This window comes from Cupriavidus necator N-1 (assembly GCF_000219215.1).
GTDB classification, from domain to species: domain Bacteria; phylum Pseudomonadota; class Gammaproteobacteria; order Burkholderiales; family Burkholderiaceae; genus Cupriavidus; species Cupriavidus necator.
Genome location: NC_015723.1, coordinates 517,190 through 533,445, shown reverse-complemented (window position 1 = coordinate 533,445; position 16,256 = coordinate 517,190). Strand labels below are relative to the sequence as shown.

The 16,256-nt window shown below is 67.3% G+C and carries 17 protein-coding genes; 2 read left to right on the top strand and 15 right to left on the bottom strand.

The window, feature by feature from the left end; translation table 11 throughout:
* Positions 1-187: 187 nt before the first annotated feature.
* Together CNE_RS20545 and CNE_RS20540 are read left to right on the top strand one after the other, a co-directional pair.
* Positions 188-1,894 carry a serine hydrolase gene (locus CNE_RS20545; protein ID WP_041228547.1) on the top strand — a complete coding sequence of 569 codons (1,707 nt, stop codon included), beginning with the start codon at positions 188-190 and terminating at the stop codon, positions 1,892-1,894.
* Between the two features lie 41 nt (positions 1,895-1,935).
* Complete coding sequence (locus CNE_RS20540) at positions 1,936-2,490, top strand: cysteine hydrolase family protein (RefSeq protein ID WP_013952199.1); 555 nt, start codon at positions 1,936-1,938, stop codon at positions 2,488-2,490.
* 28 nt (positions 2,491-2,518) lie between these two features.
* Here CNE_RS20540 and dmpG read toward each other — a convergent pair whose 3' ends face one another.
* The 15 genes from dmpG to poxR form a co-directional block, all read right to left on the bottom strand.
* The gene (gene dmpG, locus CNE_RS20535; RefSeq protein WP_013952198.1) at positions 2,519-3,583 is read right to left on the bottom strand and encodes a 4-hydroxy-2-oxovalerate aldolase; all 1,065 of its coding nucleotides are present in this window, start codon (positions 3,581-3,583) and stop codon (positions 2,519-2,521) included.
* Between the two features lie 17 nt (positions 3,584-3,600).
* Positions 3,601-4,545, bottom strand: a complete 945-nt coding sequence (locus CNE_RS20530; RefSeq protein ID WP_013952197.1) for an acetaldehyde dehydrogenase (acetylating) — start codon at positions 4,543-4,545, stop codon at positions 3,601-3,603.
* 25 nt (positions 4,546-4,570) lie between these two features.
* Positions 4,571-4,762, bottom strand: a complete 192-nt coding sequence (locus CNE_RS20525) for a 2-hydroxymuconate tautomerase (RefSeq protein WP_013952196.1) — start codon at positions 4,760-4,762, stop codon at positions 4,571-4,573.
* Between the two features lie 23 nt (positions 4,763-4,785).
* Entirely contained in the window at positions 4,786-5,574 is a 789-nt protein-coding gene (dmpH, locus tag CNE_RS20520) for a 2-oxo-3-hexenedioate decarboxylase (RefSeq protein ID WP_013952195.1), read from the bottom strand.
* A gap of 36 nt (positions 5,575-5,610) precedes the next feature.
* A complete protein-coding gene (gene dmpE, locus CNE_RS20515) occupies positions 5,611-6,390 on the bottom strand; it encodes a 2-oxopent-4-enoate hydratase (RefSeq protein ID WP_013952194.1) in 780 nt (259 codons plus the stop codon).
* A gap of 9 nt (positions 6,391-6,399) precedes the next feature.
* Positions 6,400-7,854, bottom strand: coding sequence for a 2-hydroxymuconic semialdehyde dehydrogenase (locus CNE_RS20510; RefSeq protein ID WP_013952193.1), 1,455 nt, complete (start codon positions 7,852-7,854; stop codon positions 6,400-6,402).
* A 115-nt stretch (positions 7,855-7,969) separates the two neighbouring features.
* Positions 7,970-8,905: a catechol 2,3-dioxygenase gene (locus CNE_RS20505; protein ID WP_013952192.1), complete on the bottom strand. Its 936-nt coding sequence runs from the start codon at positions 8,903-8,905 to the stop codon at positions 7,970-7,972.
* A gap of 71 nt (positions 8,906-8,976) precedes the next feature.
* A complete protein-coding gene (locus CNE_RS20500; protein ID WP_013952191.1) occupies positions 8,977-9,300 on the bottom strand; it encodes a 2Fe-2S iron-sulfur cluster binding domain-containing protein in 324 nt (107 codons plus the stop codon).
* Between the two features lie 11 nt (positions 9,301-9,311).
* The gene (locus CNE_RS20495; RefSeq protein WP_013952190.1) at positions 9,312-10,379 is read right to left on the bottom strand and encodes an NADH:ubiquinone reductase (Na(+)-transporting) subunit F; all 1,068 of its coding nucleotides are present in this window, start codon (positions 10,377-10,379) and stop codon (positions 9,312-9,314) included.
* 37 nt (positions 10,380-10,416) lie between these two features.
* Positions 10,417-10,776, bottom strand: a complete 360-nt coding sequence (locus tag CNE_RS20490) for a phenol hydroxylase subunit P4 (protein WP_013952189.1) — start codon at positions 10,774-10,776, stop codon at positions 10,417-10,419.
* 31 nt (positions 10,777-10,807) lie between these two features.
* Positions 10,808-12,328, bottom strand: coding sequence for an aromatic/alkene/methane monooxygenase hydroxylase/oxygenase subunit alpha (locus CNE_RS20485; protein ID WP_013952188.1), 1,521 nt, complete (start codon positions 12,326-12,328; stop codon positions 10,808-10,810).
* Positions 12,329-12,363: 35 nt separating this feature from the next.
* Positions 12,364-12,645, bottom strand: coding sequence for an MmoB/DmpM family protein (locus tag CNE_RS20480; protein ID WP_013952187.1), 282 nt, complete (start codon positions 12,643-12,645; stop codon positions 12,364-12,366).
* A 32-nt stretch (positions 12,646-12,677) separates the two neighbouring features.
* Positions 12,678-13,673: an aromatic/alkene monooxygenase hydroxylase subunit beta gene (locus tag CNE_RS20475; RefSeq protein WP_013952186.1), complete on the bottom strand. Its 996-nt coding sequence runs from the start codon at positions 13,671-13,673 to the stop codon at positions 12,678-12,680.
* Between the two features lie 50 nt (positions 13,674-13,723).
* Positions 13,724-13,948 carry a phenol hydroxylase subunit gene (locus CNE_RS20470; RefSeq protein WP_013952185.1) on the bottom strand — a complete coding sequence of 75 codons (225 nt, stop codon included), beginning with the start codon at positions 13,946-13,948 and terminating at the stop codon, positions 13,724-13,726.
* 523 nt (positions 13,949-14,471) lie between these two features.
* Positions 14,472-16,199, bottom strand: coding sequence for a phenol degradation transcriptional regulator PoxR (gene poxR, locus CNE_RS20465; RefSeq protein WP_013952184.1), 1,728 nt, complete (start codon positions 16,197-16,199; stop codon positions 14,472-14,474).
* Positions 16,200-16,256: the final 57 nt, after the last annotated feature.

Below are 16,256 nucleotides of genomic sequence, written 5' to 3'. Positions count from 1 at the left end.
ATCCCTACGAGAGAGGGGCATGGCCTGGCCAGCAGGAGGAATGGCTGCCTGGAGTGCACCAATAATCACAAATATGCCAGTGACAACGCTGGAGATGTCGCGAACCAGGCACAGTCACTTCGAGCAAGCGGCGACTGCGTCGCCAGGACATGGCAGCATACGGAGCCCATGCCCCCAGGAACGCCTCGTGCTGAACGGATTCGATGCACTGGTCGAAGAGTCGATGGCCGATTGGAAGATCCCCGGGCTTGCGCTGGCCGTGATCCGCGACGGCGAGCCCGTCCTGATGCGGGGCTACGGGGTCCGTGACAGCGTCGGATCAGCACCGGTGACAACCGCCACGCAGTTCATGCTGTGCTCGATCACCAAGTCCTTCACCGCCGCCGGCCTGGGCCTGCTGGTGGACGAGCGCAAGCTTAACTGGACCACGCCCGTGCGCGACCTCATCCCGGGATTCCGGCTGCACGATGCCGTCACCACCGAGCGCATCACGGTGCGCGACCTGCTCTGCCACCACAGCGGCATGCCGCGCCACGACTGGCTCCATACACCGGGCGACCTTGATACCAGCGAGCTGCTGGCACGGCTGCGCCACCTGGCGCCCAGCCGTGACCTGCGCGAACGCTGGCAGTACCAGAACCTTGGCTACGTAATCGCCGGCCATGTGGCCGAGCGCCTCAGCGGCCAGCGCTGGGAGGACTTCACCGGGGAGCGCCTGCTGCGGCCGCTGGGCTTCTCACGCTTCGGTTTCTCCGCCGATGCCCTGGCCGCCGCTCCCGACCACGCGCACCCGCATACGATGGTTGGCGACGAACGCCTGCGAGCCAGCCTGTCGTCCATTGTGAAGCCGGCCGGTGGCCTCGCCACCTCGGTAGAGGACCTGGCGAAATGGATGCGCTGCCTGCTGGATGAAGGCAAGGTTGGCGGGCGTGCGCTGCTATCGCCGGCGATCGTGCGCGACATGATGACGCCGGGCGTGCATATCGGCATGTCGGAGTTCCCGGAGGTCGGCGATCAGCATTACGGCCTTGGCCTCACGGTCGAGCAATACCGCGGCGAGCGCACGGTCTCGCACTCCGGCAGCTGGCTGGGCTGGGCGGCGCTGATGACGCTGATGCCATCCAGGCGTATCGGCATTGCGGTGCTGACCAACCGGGCACCCAGCGCGGTGACCGCGCTGCTGACCTATGCGGCTCTGGACCAGTTGTGCGGGCATCCGCCCATCGACTGGTTCACCTGCATGCAGGCCCGGCGCCACGAAATGCTCGCACAACTGCAGATCAACCAGGCGGCACGGCAAGCGCGGCAGCATACCGGCACCAGCCCCAGCCCCAGCCATCCGCTGCACGATTACGCAGGCGACTACTCGCACCCCGCCTACGGGCAAGTCACCATCGGTGCGGATGGCGATGCACTCTCCTGGCGCTGGCGCGGCATGTCCGGCCAGCTCGCCCATCGTCACTACGATGTGTTCAGCACGGCCGAAAAGCCCGCCGAAATCCATCCCGACAACCTGGCCCTCACCTTCCTCTACAACCGGGAAGGCACCATCGACAGCATTGCGGCACCGCTGGAGCCGCTGGTCGACGATATTGTCTTCCACCGCATGGCAAGCGGCGACGCGACCACGGCCGCCTTCCGCGCGCGCTGCGCCGGCGAGTACCGGCACAGCGTGCAGCGCATCGAAGTCGCGCTGGATGCGGCCGGGCACCTGCTCATGACCATCACGGGGCAACCCCGCTACCACCTGCTGCCGTCCGAGGGCCAGACCTTCGAGATCGCGGAGCTGCCCGGCTGGCGCGTGGAGTTTCGCGCGCCGGCGCAAGAGGCCGTGGACGCACTGAAGCTGTTCCAGCCGAACGGGACGTTCCTGGCATTGCGGGTCCAGCCGTAGCGCCGGCAAGCTACAGTCGACCACCTTCACGGGAGCACAACATGAATTGCGCACTGCTCATCATCGATTTCCAGGCCGGCCTGGTCGATTCCGCACCGTTGCCAGGCGATGCCGCCGCGGTTGCCACCAATATCAACACCCTGAGTACACGAGCCCGTCAGGCGGCCGTGCCGGTCATCTTCATCCAGCACGAGAATGAGGACGCCCTGCGGCACGGTTCAACGGCGTGGCAACTGTCCGCCGGACTTCAGGTCGAACCGGGTGACTACCGGATCGGCAAGCGCACCCCCGACAGCTTTCTGCGCACTGAACTCCAGACGGTCCTTGCTGAACATGATGTGAAGCATGTGGTCGTGTGCGGCTATGCCACCGAGTTCTGCGTTGACACCACAGTGCGCCGCGCGGCAGCCAATGGCTACGGGGTGACCATCGCCGCGGACGCGCACACGACGCACGACAAGCCGCACGCCGACGCGGCCCGCATTCGCGAGCATCACAATGCGACATTGTCGAATATCAGGAGCTTCGGGCCGAAGATTGCCGCGGTGAGCACGGATGCGATCGATTTTCGCTCGCTGGCGCGGCCGAGGTGCTGAGCCTCGCCCCGACCGCGCCTGCCGACGGTCAGGCCACCGCCGCCGACGACACACCCTGCTCCGCCTGCGCACTGCGCCGCGCCAGCAAGTCCAGCGCCACATCCACGATCATGTCTTCCTGCCCGCCCACCATGCGCCGCCGGCCCAGCTCGACCAGGATGTCGACCGTGCCCAGGCCGTAGCGCGCCGCGGCGGCCTCGGCATGGCGCAGGAAGCTGGAATAGACCCCCGCGTAGCCCAGCGCCAGGGTCTCGCGGTCAACGCGCACCGGGCGGTCCTGCAGCGGGCGCACGATGTCGTCGGCGGCATCCATCAGCGTGTAGAGGTCGCAGCCGTGCTGCCAGCCCAGGCGTTCGGCGGCGGCGATAAAGACTTCCAGCGGGGCGTTGCCGGCACCGGCACCCATGCCGGCCAGGCTGGCGTCGACGCGGTCACAGCCCTCTTCCGCCGCGACGATGGAATTGGCCACGCCCAGGCTCAGGTTGTGATGGGCGTGCATGCCGGTCTGGGTTTCTGGCTTGAGCACGTCCTTGAAGGCGCGGAAGCGCTCGCGCACGTCCTGCATGCCCAGCGCGCCGCCGGAATCGACCACATAGACGCACTGGGCGCCGTAGCTTTCCATCAGCTTCGCCTGCTGCGCCAGCGCCGCGGGCGTGGTCATGTGGCTCATCATCAGGAAGCCAACGGTGTCCATGCCGAGTTCGCGCGCATATTCGATGTGCTGGCGCGAGACATCGGCTTCGGTGCAGTGCGTGGCCACGCGCACCACGCGCGCGCCGGCATCATAGGCGGCGCGCAGGTCGTGCACGGTGCCCACGCCCGGCAGCAGCAGCGTGGCCACGCGGGCATGGCGCACGGTCTCGGCCACGGCGGCGATCCATTCCAGGTCGGTATGGGCGCCAAAGCCATAGTTGAAGCTGGAGCCCGACAGCCCGTCGCCGTGCGCGACCTCGATCGAATCCACGCGCGCGGCGTCGAGCGCGGCCGCGATGCGGCGTACGTGGTCCAGGCTGTACTGGTGGCGGATGGCGTGGCTGCCGTCGCGCAGCGTCACGTCGGAGATGTAGAGCTTCCTGGTAGGTTGTGCGGTCATCTTTGTCTCCCTGCGGCTCATGCGGACAGCCGGGCCTCGGCCAGGCGCTCGGCGCAGGCCAGTGCGGCGCTGGTCATGATGTCGAGGTTGCCGGCATAGGCCGGCAGGTAATGGGCGGCGCCCTCCACTTCCAGGAAGATCGAGGTCTTGAGCCCGCTCATCGGTCCCAGGCCGGGGATATTCAATGGCGCCGACGCAGCGATACGCTCGAACTGTACGCGCTGCTTGAGCCGGTAACCCGGTACGTAACCCTGCACTGCCTGCGCCATCGCTTCGACGCTCGCCGCGATTTCCGCTTCATCACCGTCCTCCGACAAGGTGAAGACCGTGTCGCGCATCATCAGCGGCGGTTCCGCCGGGTTGAGCACGATGATGGCCTTGCCGCGCGCGGCGCCGCCCACCGAGCACAGCGCCTGGCTGGTGGTCTCGGTGAACTCGTCGATATTGGCGCGCGTGCCGGGCCCGGCCGACCTGCTCGATATCGACGCCACGATCTCGGCGTAGTGCACGTTGGCCACGCGCGACACCGCCGCCACCATGGGAATGGTGGCCTGGCCGCCGCAGGTGACCATATTGATGTTGGGGGCGTCCAGGTGCTGGTCCAGGTTGACCACGGGCACCACGTACGGGCCGATCGACGCCGGCGTCAGGTCGATCACGCGCACGCCGTGCTGCTGCAGGACGCGGTTGTGGTACGCATGGGCGCCGGCCGAGGTGGCATCGAAGGCGATGCGGATATCGCCGAAGCCCGGCATGCCGACCAGCCCGTCGATGCCCTCGGCCGTGGTCGGCACGCCCAGGCGCGCGGCGCGGGCCAGCCCGTCCGACGCGGCATCGATGCCCACCATGGCGCCCATCTCCAGGCTCCGGCCGTGGCGCATCACCTTGATCATCAGGTCGGTGCCGATATTGCCGGAGCCGATGATGGCCACCTTGTGGCGGCCGCTTGCTTTCATGTCCATGTCGTTGTCCTTTTTCGCGTGTGCGTCAGCGGCCCAGTTCCCTGGCGGTCTTGCCGCCGATGCCGAACTGCGCCTTCGGCACCTCGGTGATCATCACGCGCACGGTTTCCACCGGCGCGCCCACCGCTTCGACCGCGGCATCGGTGAGTGCGCGGATCAGGCGCGCCTTCTGTTCGTCGGTACGGCCTTCGATCAGGAAGACCTGCATGATTGGCATGGTGTGTCTCCTTGGTGCGCCGTTCAGGTGAAGCGCATCGATACCGTGCCGAGGTGCTGGTAGCGAACGGTGATGTTGTCGCCGGCCGCCACCGCGATGGCCTCGGTCACGCCGCCGGTCATGATGAACGTGCCCGCCGGCAGCTCGCGCCCGCGCGCCCCCAGCATGTTGGCCAGCATGGCGACGCTGTTGGCCGGATGCCCCAGCACCGCCGCGCCGGCCGCCGTGGCCACCACCTCGCCGTTCTTCTCAAGCACAACACCCAGGTTCTTCAGGTCCAGCCCCTCGGCGCCGCGGTGCGTGCCGCCCACGACGAAGCGCGCCGACGAAGTGTTGTCGGCAATCACGCTCTTCAGGTCGAAGCGGAAGTACTCGTAGCGCGAGTCGATCACCTCCACCGCCGGCACCACGAAGTCCGTCGCGGCCAGCACGTCGCCGATATGGCAGCCAGGCCCCTTGAGCGGGGCCTTCAGCACGAAGGCAATCTCGGCCTCCACCTTGGGGTGGATCAGCGTGCCGGTATCGATGGCGGCCCCGTCCATGCAGGCGCCATAGTCGGTGAGGAAGCCGTACACCGGGTCGCTCACGCCCATCTGGCGCATCTTGGCGAACGAAGTCAGGCCCATCTTGAGCCCGGCAATACGGGTGCCGCGCGCCTCCTTGCGCGCGCGGATGGCGTCCTGGATGGCGTAGGCGTCGTCCCAGTCCATGTCCGGGTATTCATCGGTGATCTTGCGCACCGCCTCGCGCTGCAGCTCGGCGTTCTCCAGGTGCTCGGCGAGCCGGGCAATGGTGTCTTGTGTCAGGTTCATGGCTTGTCCTGCGCTGAATTGGAAAAGGGGTCGGGCTCAGACAAAGCGCACGCCGGCCGAGCCGATACCGCCCAGGCTGATGCGCAACTGGTCGCCAGCGGTTACGGGCACCATCGCGGCAAGAGAGCCGGACAGGATCACCTCGCCCCGCTTCAGGCCAATGCCCAGCCGGCCAAGCGTATTGGCCAGCCATGCCACCGCGTTGACGGGATGCCCGAGCGCGGCCGCGCCGGCGCCGGTGGCGACGATCTCGCCGTTTTTCTCCAGCGTCATGCCGACCGTGCCCAGGTCCACGCTGCGCGGGTCCACCGCGGCGTCGCCCAGCACGAATACGCCTGACGATGCGTTGTCAGCCACCGTGTCCTGGATGCGGATCTTCCAGTCGCGGATGCGCGAGTCGACGATCTCGAAGCAAGGCAGCACGTAGGCGGTGGCGCGCAGCACGTCGGCATTGGTCACGCCCGGCCCTTCCAGGTCTTCCTTCAGCACGAAGGCGATTTCACCCTCGGCCTTGGGCGCGATCAGGGTGTCGGCGGGAATCGCCGCGCCGTCGGGGTAGACCATGCCGGACAGCAGGTGGCCAAAGTCGGGCTGGCGCACGTCGAGCATGTCCATCACCACGCGGCTGGTCACGCCGATCTTCTTGCCGACCACGCGCTCGCCGGCATCGAGCCGGTGCTGCACCATCGCCAGCTGGATGCGGTAGGCATCGTCGATGCTCAACTCCGGCCACGATTCGGTCAGCGGCGCCACCGGGCGGCGGGAGGCCAGCGCATGGTGCAGGCCGGCGCCGATCTCAAGGAGTTCGCTATGCATGATGGGACCTCACAGGCGGACGCAGACGTTGCGCAGCTCGGTGTAGAACTCGAGCGAATGGACACCGCCCTCGCGGCCGATGCCGGACTGCCTGGCGCCGCCAAAGGCGGTGCGCAGGTCGCGCAGGAACCAGGCATTGATCCAGCAGATGCCAACGTCCAGCGCGCTGCCCATGCGGTGCGCGGTGCCGAGGTCGCCGGTCCAGACCGTGGCGGCCAGGCCGTACGGGGTGTCATTGGCCAGCGCGATGACTTCCTCTTCGGTGTCGAACGGGGCGATATGGCAGCAGGGCCCGAAGATCTCCTCGCGGATCACGGCGGCGCTTTCCGGCAGGCCGGTCCAGATGGTGGGCTGCACCCAGGCGCCTTCGGCCAGCGCCCCCGGCATCTGCGGCACGCCGCCCCCGGTGACCACGGTGGCGCCGGCCTCGGCGGCCTTGCGGTAGTAGGACAGCACCTTGTCGCGATGCTCGTGCGACACCAGTGGGCCCATGTTCACGCCGAGCTCGGTGGGCCGCCCCAGCTTCAGGCCCTCGGCCTTCGCCTTCAGCGCGGCGACAAAGCGCTCGAAGATCGGCCGCTGCACATAGACACGCTCGGTGCCCAGGCACACCTGCCCGCTGTTCTCGAACGCCGAGCGCGTGATGCCGGCCACGGCCTTGTCGAAGTCCGCATCGGCGAACACAATGCCCGCGTTCTTGCCGCCCAGCTCGAACGACACCGGCCGCACGCCATTGGCCGCGGCCTTCATGATGGCCTCGCCGGTGCGGGTCTCGCCGGTGAAGGTGATGCCGTTGACCTGCGGGTGCGCGGTCAGGAAGGCGCCGGCCGAATCCGGGCCAAAGCCATGCACCACGTTGTAGACGCCGGGCGGCACGCCGGCCTCGTTCATCACCTCGCCCAGCAGCGTCGCGGTGGCGGGGGTCTCCTCCGAGGGCTTGACCACCACCGTATTGCCGCAGGCCAGCGCCGGCCCGACCTTCCACGTCATCAGCAGCAGTGGCAGGTTCCACGGGCTCACCACGCCGATCACGCCGCGCGGGCTGCGCACCGCGTAGTTGATGGCCTTGCCGCCATCGGGCGTGTCCATGGCAAAGCTTTCGGTCGGCACGTTGCGGATCAGGTCCGCAAAGACCTTGAAGTTGGCCGCGCCGCGCGGGATGTCGATATGGCTGGCCAGCCCGAAGGGCTTGCCGGTATCGGCGATCTCCGCCTGCACGAATTCGTCGAAGTGGCGGTTGATGCCGTCAGCCACCGCGTGCAGCAGCTCGACCCGCTGCGCCACCGTCATGCGGCCCCACGGCCCCTGCAGCGCGCTGCGCGCGGCCTGCACCGCGGCGTCGACCTCGGCCCGCCCGGCCTCGTGCACGTGGCCGATCAGGCTGTTGTCGGTCGGGTTGCGGTTCTCGAAGGTCCGCGCGGTGCCGACCCACTCGCCGTTGATGAAGTTCTTGAAGTCTTTCATATTGGTTCTCTGGTGTTGAAGCAATCGCGCACTGCGATCCTCCGCTCATCGTTTGGGTGCCCCTTCTCCCGCTTGCGGGAGAGGGGGCAAATCAGCGGGAGGCGAGTGTTCGCGCTCAGGTCAGCACATTCAAAAACGCTTCGTTCAGCTTCCTGTCGTGATAGAAGATCGCGCGCCCCAGCTCGTTGTCGGTCCAGGTAATGGTGGGCTTGTCCGGGTAGTGGATATAGCCGCCGGAGAAGACCTCGTTGCGATTGCCCGAGGGATCGAAGAAGTAGATCGTCGCGCCGCGCGTGATGCCGTGGCGGGTCGGGCCGATGTCGAGCGAGACATCCTTCTTGGAGATGATGTCGGCCGCCTTCAGCACCTCGCCCCAGTTGTCGAGCAGGAACGAGGCATGGTGGAAGCGGTTCTTCTCCGGGTGCCGGATAAAGGCGATGTCGTGCGCCTTGTTCGAGCAGGTCAGGAAGGCGCCGATCAGCATCTCGCCATCGGGGCCGGCCACGACCTGCTCGGCCAGGGAAAAGCCCAGCACGTCGCGGAACAGCCTGACGGTGCCGTCGACATCATCGCCATACAGCAGGCAGTGGTCGAAGCGGCTGGGCGCCATGCCGCGCAGGTCGTCCGGCCAGGGGTCGGGGTTGAGGTCGCCGGTCCTGCAGCCGGGCTTGTCCTTGTCGGCAAAGAGCTCGATCGCATGGCCGGTGGGGATGGTGAAGCGAAAGCGCGCGCCGGTATGCGGGTGCTCGCCGGCGGCGATCCACTGGCAGTCGATGGCCAGGCCGGATCGCTCCACCTCCTGCGCCAGCCGCTCCAGCGTGTGGCCGCTGTCGACGCGGAAGCCCATGTAGTCCATGCCCGGACTATCGGCCTCGCGCAGCACCACGCTGTGGTGGTCGTGCTCGTCCCATGCCTTCAGGAACACCCGGCCCTGCGCATCGCGCGCGGTTTCGATCAAGCCGAGTACCTCGGTGTAGTGTTTCAGCGCCGGTTCCAGCTCCAGCACGCGCAGGGCTACGTGCCCCGGTCGCAATACGCCTGTCAATGCCATGGTGGGTCTCCTGGTGTGGTGGGGTGGCGTTGTGTGGGTGCCACCTTCCTTGCTTGTGCTTCGTTCGCTTGCTACCGGCCCTGTTCGCGCTGCCGCTGCTTTTCCAGGCAGCGCTGCAGCAGGGCCACCGGCCGCAGGCGGATATCGCTGTCCGGGTAGGTCTTGCAGGCCAGCACCAGTCCGTCGCGCTGCTGCGCTTCGGACAGGCAGGCGCGGCTCATCTTGCCGGCGTGGTAGTCGCCGGCCTCGATGCGGACCTTGCACACGCCGCAGCCGCCGCCGCGGCAGCCGGCGGGTATGCCGCGCTGGCCCAGCACTTCCATGGCCCGCAGCAGGTTCTGCTCCGGCGCGCAGGGGTAGCGCAGCCCGCTGCCGGCGATCTCGACGGTATGCATGGCCGGCCTCCTCAGATCTTGAACAGCGGACTGCGCGCGCTGTTCTGCGCATCGGCCGCGGACAGGAACTTCTCGGTGTGGATATCCGCCTCGAACAGCCGGCCCTGCATCAGCGTGCGGATGCAGGCCTCGATCATCGGCGGCGGCCCGCACAGGTAGGCCTTGTGGCCGCGGAAGTCGGCATTGCCGTCCTGCGCGTAGAGCTGCTGCAGCACGTCATGCACGTAGCCGCGCGCGCCGCTCCAGCCGCTGTCGGCGGGTTCGTCCGACAGCGCGGGCACGTAGCGGAAGTTGGGGTGGGCCTGCGCCAGCGCCTGGAACTCGGCGCCGTAGTACAGCTCGCCGCGGTTGCGTGCGCCCTGCACCAGCGTGATCGGCAGGGTCTCGCCGGCGGCCAGCAGGTCCAGGATCATCGCGCGCGGGCTGGACAGGCCGGAGCCGCCCGCCAGGAACAGCATCGGCACCTGCGCCGACTTGCGCACGAAGAAGCGGCCATAGGGCGCTGAGAACGACAGTTCATCGCCGACCGCCAGCTGGTCGTGCAGGTAGCCAGTGGCCTGCCCGTCCGGCACACGCCGCACGTGCAGCTCGACCAGGTCGTCGCCCGGCGCGTTGGCCAGCGAGAACGCGCGCGGCTGGTCGCAGCCCGGCACGGTCAGGTTGACGTACTGACCGGCCTGGAATGCCGTGCGTCCGCCATCCTTCACACGCAGCCAGATGCCCAGGATGGTGGGCGTCAGGGCGCGCGTCTCGACAACTTCGGCGCGATAGTCGGCCAGCGGCAGGCCCAGCGCATCGGCATCTTCCTCAATGTCGGCCTCGATCACCAGGTCCGACTGCGCAGTCGCGCAGCAGGCCAGGCACTGGCCGTTGTCGCGCTCGAAGTCCATCAGCGCGAAGCTGGAGGCCTCGCCCTGCTCGACCTCGCCGTCCACCACCTGCACCTTGCAGGTGGCGCACAGGCCGTGGCAACAGGCATGGGGCAGCCACACGCCGTTGCGCAGGCAGGCGTCCAGCACGGTCTGCCCGGGAGCGATGGGGATGGTCTGCCCGATCGGTTCAATGGTCAGCGAATACATCTTGGTCTCCTTCCGGTGGTGCGTTCGCCCGTGCGCCTCAACTGCGGCTGCCGCCGATTCCGTCCAGCCCCGGCGTGCGGAAGCGGATCACGTCCTTGTGGCCCAGGCCGTTCTCTTCCAGCGAGCGGTCCAGGTCGGGCTGCCAGGGCTGGCGGCCGCGCAGCCACTGCACCTGGCCCCAGTCGATGCGGGCAAAGTCGGGGTGGTAGCCGTAGACGCCGGGCAGCACCTTGTCCACCACCTCGCGCAGCGGCATCGACGGCGGGAACGGTAAGCAATGCGGGGCGCAGAACAGCAGGTGGCCGTCCCAGCCGATATAGAGCAGGCGGTTGCCGTGGAACACGGCCTCGCGGTCGGCCGCCTCGAAGGCGTAGTCGCCGATGGATACGACGGGCATGGTTGTCTCCTTGTCTTTTGATGGGGCCGCTTCAGGCGGCGTCGGCGGCAGGACCGATGCCCTTCCACGCGTTCCAGTTGCGCTGGTCCTGCGAGCCCTCGAAGTCCAGGTTGTCAGCGCCCGGGTTCAGCCGGTACCACTTGAGCACGTCCTCCAGCGTGGCGCCGCCGCAGTTGCCCTGGTAGATCTGGTGCACCGGCAGCCAGGCCTGCGCGTACTTGGCGGGCTCGTCGTCGAAGATGTCCTTGCAGCCGTCCGAGCAGAAATGGAACTTCATGCCGTGGTAGCTGCTTTCGCGGTAGCAGGTCTGGGTGGGATCGTCCGGCTCCGAGAACACCATCGGGATCTGGCAGGTCTGGCACAGCATCGGCAGCGTGGCGTTGTAGAAACGGTCGCCGGCCTGCTGGCGCTCCTGCCAGTGGTCCAGGCGCGGCTTGTAGTAGCGCTCGAAGGTCTGCGGGTACTTCTCGGCCAGCCACGCCATCTCGTCCGCCTTGGGCACCCAGGTGTGGAAGCCGGCCGCGCCCGCGTAGTTGTAGAAGGTGGCCCAGGCCTCGTGCGTGATGCGGTCCTTGGTCTTGGTGGCCACTTCGTGGTACTTGGGCATGCGCAGGCCGTAGCGCTCCAGGTCCTTGAACAGCGCCCCGCCCGCCTGCTCGAAGTACATCTCCCAGGCCTCGGCCCACGACATCACGCGCTTGGGCAGCATGTAGTCCATCATCATGCCGACCAGCGTGAGCAGGCGGAAGCCGCGCCAGAACCACTTGTCCAGCCACTTCTGCAGGATCGGGATATTGCCGGGGTCCTGCTCGCACAGGAACTTGACCACTTCCAGGCCCAGCGTCATGTGGCGCGACTCGTCGGACTGTGCGGAGAAGCCGAAGGTCACCGTGGCCATGTCGCCGTTGTAGGCGGCGCCCGACATGAACGGCATGAACAGCAGGTTGGTCAGCACATACTCGAACGAGAACGAGATCGCGGTGATGAACTCGAACGGCCCCGCGCTCATCGCGTCCTCGAAGTAGGACTTGGGCACCGACAGGTACCAGACCCGGTCGTGCATATGGCGCCATTCGCCAAAGCCGTGGAAGTACTTGTTGTAGACCGACAGCGTGTGCAGCTGGGTCTGGGCGTGGCGCAGTTCGTCGACCGACTGCATCTGCGCCGCCACGCGCGCGCCGGCGCCGCGGAAATGCCGGCCCAGGTGCGCGTAGCCGCGGTGGGCAGCGTATTCCAGCGGCGTCACGCCGGTCAGGAACAGCCGCAGCGCGTTCAGGTAGCGCGGATCGGATACGTTCAGGTGGCCGTTGTTCTGCACGAACGAGTCGATGATCGCGTACAGCTTGCGCTCCTTCTCCGACTGGTATTTCCAGTAGGCATCCATGGTCATGCGGAACGGGTCTTCCCATTTGTCCCAGTCGTGGATGCGGATGCCCTCGTACTTGTCGAACGGGAAGACCTTGTCCATCGGCTCGTAGGTCGTTTCCCAGGCCAGGTCCCGCGTCATCGAGGCGTACTTCTCGCGCAGGTTGAGCTTCTTGCGTGCGTCCATGATGTCTCCGTGATGTTCTGTGTGCCGCTGCGGTGTCAGGCATTCCAGCGCAGCGTGAAGGCGTCTTCGTCTTCGTCGATGTTTCCGCACAGCGAGATGAGGTTCAGGTGGATCTCCTGCAGGTCCCAGTCGCGGCCGAGCTTGCCGGCCACCAGTTCGCGCACGATGGTCAGGTGGCCGGGGGCGTCAATCTTGACCATGGCGGGAAACTGCGACACCACCGCATGCGGGTTGGCCTCGGTGATGGCGTCGATGATGGGTCGGGTGTCGTCGTTGTTCTGCAGCGCGATGTAGACGTTGGCAGGGGTGGCTGACATGGCGTGTCTCCGTGGGGTTCGTTGTGGGCGGATCAGGCAGCCAGGCCGAGCTTGCCCAGGCGGACTTCGAACTGCTCGCGGCACAGCGCCACCATCTGCGCGCCGTCCTCGCCGGTGAGCGCATCGGCCACCGGCACCAGCGCCTGCGCCACCTCGGCGCAGGCGGCGCGCGCCCAGCCAGACAGCAGCACGCGGTTGGCCTCGGACTCGGCCGCGGCGGCCTGGATCACGGCATCGACCCAGCGTGCGTGCTCGTCGCGCCAGTCGTTCATGAATTCGGTCAGCACCGCCAGCCCGGTGCCGCAGGCGCGCGCGATCACCGCGTCGGCATGCTGGTAGACCAGCGGGTAGAGCAGCCCGTCGAGCACCAGGTTCTGGGCGACGAAGGTCTCGAACCAGTCCTCGGTGACAAAGGTATGCTCGACAAAGCGGCGCAGCGGCTGCCATGCGGCGCTCTCCAGCCACGCCACCCTGGCCCGCTCCAGCGCCACGCCGGTATTGCCGTCCAGCAGCATGCCGATGCGCGACAGGTATTGGGCGATACCCAGGCGGTCCATCGCGCAATAGGTGCAGGCCTGCGTGATGGCCGTGCCCCAGCCATAGTCGGCGCAGTAGAAGTTGTTCATGTTGGCGCCCCACTCCACATGGCGCAGCGGCAGCAGGCCTGTGGCCAGGCGTTCCTGCCATTCGGCCGGCAGCGCCTGCAGCAGCCCGCGCTTCTCGACAAAGGCAAAGCTCTTCTCCGTTGCATCCTGCTGGCGCCCGCGCGCGGTAACGTAGGCGCCGTAGTAGAACTGGCGCGGGTCCTTCAGCGCGTACCAGTCCTGCATCACGATCGCCGTGCGGCGCTTGTCATACAGCTCGAAGCCGGGGTCCCAGGTGGGGCGGTAGTGGAAGTTCACCTCCGACTGCACGTCGTAGGTCGCCTCCTGGTAGCGCGACGCCGGCTTGTCGCCGAAGCGGCGCGCGACATGGCCGTAGGTCTGGCGCAGCGGCTGGATCTGCTGGGTCTTGATATCGACTTGCATCGTTTGGTCTCCTGTATCCCTTCTCTCTTTGTGATGCGGTGGCTGCGGCGTCAGTCGTCGGCTTGCGGCTGCGGCGCTGCTTCCAGCGGGGGCAGGAAGCGCACGCGGTTGACGCAGCAGAAGGCTTCGAACATCGGCTCCGGCATGATCAGTTCGACGTTGAGCTCGGGGTCGGCCACGCTGAAGGCGAACTGCACAAACCCTTCTGGGGTGCGGCCCTCGACCCGCACATAGCGCGGCGTGGCTTCGAACAGGGGAACCGACGGGGTGTTCATGGCGCGCTCCATTGCGTTGGCTGGACGCAGGCCTTATTGCGAAGACCGTGCCAGCGAGCGCGAAGCGTTGTGGGACAAGGGTTGCGGGGAATTGGCGGTGGCGAGCGTGCGCGTTAACCCGGAAAGGTCCGCGCGAAACGCATCGATGAATTGATGAAGCTGCGCGCAGGCCTTGATCAAATGATCAAAAGCCGCGCCGGGCGGGCGTTTGCGGGCAGCGAGCAGATGCGGATGGGATTGCCCTGCGGCGCAGCAGCGTGCGTGGGCAACCTAGTTGAGAAGACTTGATCTGACAGGGAAAAATCGTTGGCGCGGTGCAGCATCGGGCAACTTCGGGCCGATGCGCGGCCCGGAGGGGCTGCATCAAATGATCAAGTGGAGAAATGCGAGGGGCCGGGAGAAGCGGAGGAGATGGGTGGCGCAGGGGATCGTGTGAACGCGCTTGATCTACGCGAGTGTGCTCCCCTCTCCCGCTTGCGCGAGAGGGGAGCACACCCTCGGCATTTGAAGCCTGGAAGCGGCCTCAGTTACCGTTGCCGTGGCCGTTACCCCCGCGCGTGCCGCGCATCTTCCACCGATACGCCAGCTGCGGCCGCGTAATACCCAGCAACCGCGCCGCCTGGCTCATATTGCCGTCGGCGCGCTGCATGGCCGCCTCCATCAGCACGGTCTCGACTTCGCCCAGCGCCAGCTGCTGCTCGGACATCTGGTCCAGCAGCGCATGGACCGCGGCTTCGCGCAGGTCTGGCAAGGTGCCGCCCGCCCCCAGCCGCGGCGCGGTATCCACCACCGGTGCCACGGTGCCTGGCAGGAACAGGTGGTCGGCGGTGATCTGGCCGCCCTGGCTGGCCAGGATCACGCCGCGCTCGATCACGTTCTCCAGTTCGCGCACGTTGCCGGGCCAGTCATAGTGGCGCAGCTCGGCCAGCGCGCGGTCGGTGATGCCGACGATGCGCTTGCCGTGGCGCGCGCCGTAGCGGGCCACGAAGCGCTCGGCCAGCGGCCGGATATCGTCCAGGCGCTCGCGCAGCGGCGGGATCGTGACCGGATAGACATTGAGGCGGTAGTACAGGTCCTTGCGGAAAGTGCCCTGCTTCACGGCTTCGGCCAGGTCGACATTGGTGGCGGCCACCAGCCGCACGTCCACCTTGCGCGTGCCGGTGCCGCCCACGCGCTCGACCTCGCCTTCCTGCAGCACGCGCAGCAGCTTGGACTGGGCCGAGGCGGAGAGTTCGCCCAGCTCGTCCAGGAACAGGGTGCCGCCGTGCGCGCGCTCGAAGCGCCCGGGGCGCGACTGGCTGGCGCCGGTGAAGGCGCCCTTTTCCACGCCGAACAGCTCGGACTCAATCAGCTCGTCGGGAATCGCCGCGCAGTTCACGGCAATGAAGGGCTTGTCGGCACGCCCGCTCACGCTGTGCAATGCCTGCGCGAACCGCTCCTTGCCCACGCCGGTCTCGCCCAGCAGCAGCACCGTCACGTTGCTGGCCGCGGCGCGTTGCAGCAGGCTCCAGGCGGCGCGAAAGCCTGGCGAGGTGCCGACCAGGTCGGCCGGCGTGGCCGGGGTGCCCTGCAGCGCGCGCAGGTGCTCGACCTCGCTCTGCAGGGCGATGATGGTTTCGATCACGGGATCGGGCTGGTACAGCGCCAGTGCCTGCGCGCCGTCTTCCCAGGCTTCCACCGGCTTGCCGATGATGCGGCAGTGCGGGTGCCCGCAGGCGATGCACTCGACCTCGCGGTACAGGATGGTGCGCCCCATCAGCGCCGAGGTGTAGCCGGTGGCGTAGCCGATCTGCATCCAGCAGGCAGGCTCGTCGACGATGCCGAACAGCTGGCGGTGGACGTCGCCCTCGAAGGAGTCTTCCCACAGGAACTCGCCATCGTAGATGCCGGCGGCGATATCGATGTCGACCTTGACCGGCGTGACCCGCACCACCCCCTCGATGGTATGCAGGCAGGGCCCGATCTCCAGCTGGCCGAAGTCGCTGTGGCCGGCGCGCAGCTTGCGCGCGACCTCCGCATCGCGCATGCCCGAATGGAAGCCCATGCGGGTGAACAGGCCGCGCGCGCGCTCCATGCCCAGGGTGTCCACCAGTTCCTTGCGCAGCGCGCCCAGGGCGGCGGTATGGATCAGGATCATGCGCTGCTCGTCCAGCCAGATCGCGCCCTCCTCCATGGCAAAGCGCAGGCGGCGGGCAAGATCGGCCAGGCCATCGCGCATGGTGGCCGAGAACTTGTCGGTTGAACTGCTCATTGTCTCCCCTCAGTGCCGGCGGGTGATCCGCTCGAGTGTGCCTTTCGGCTGGCATCT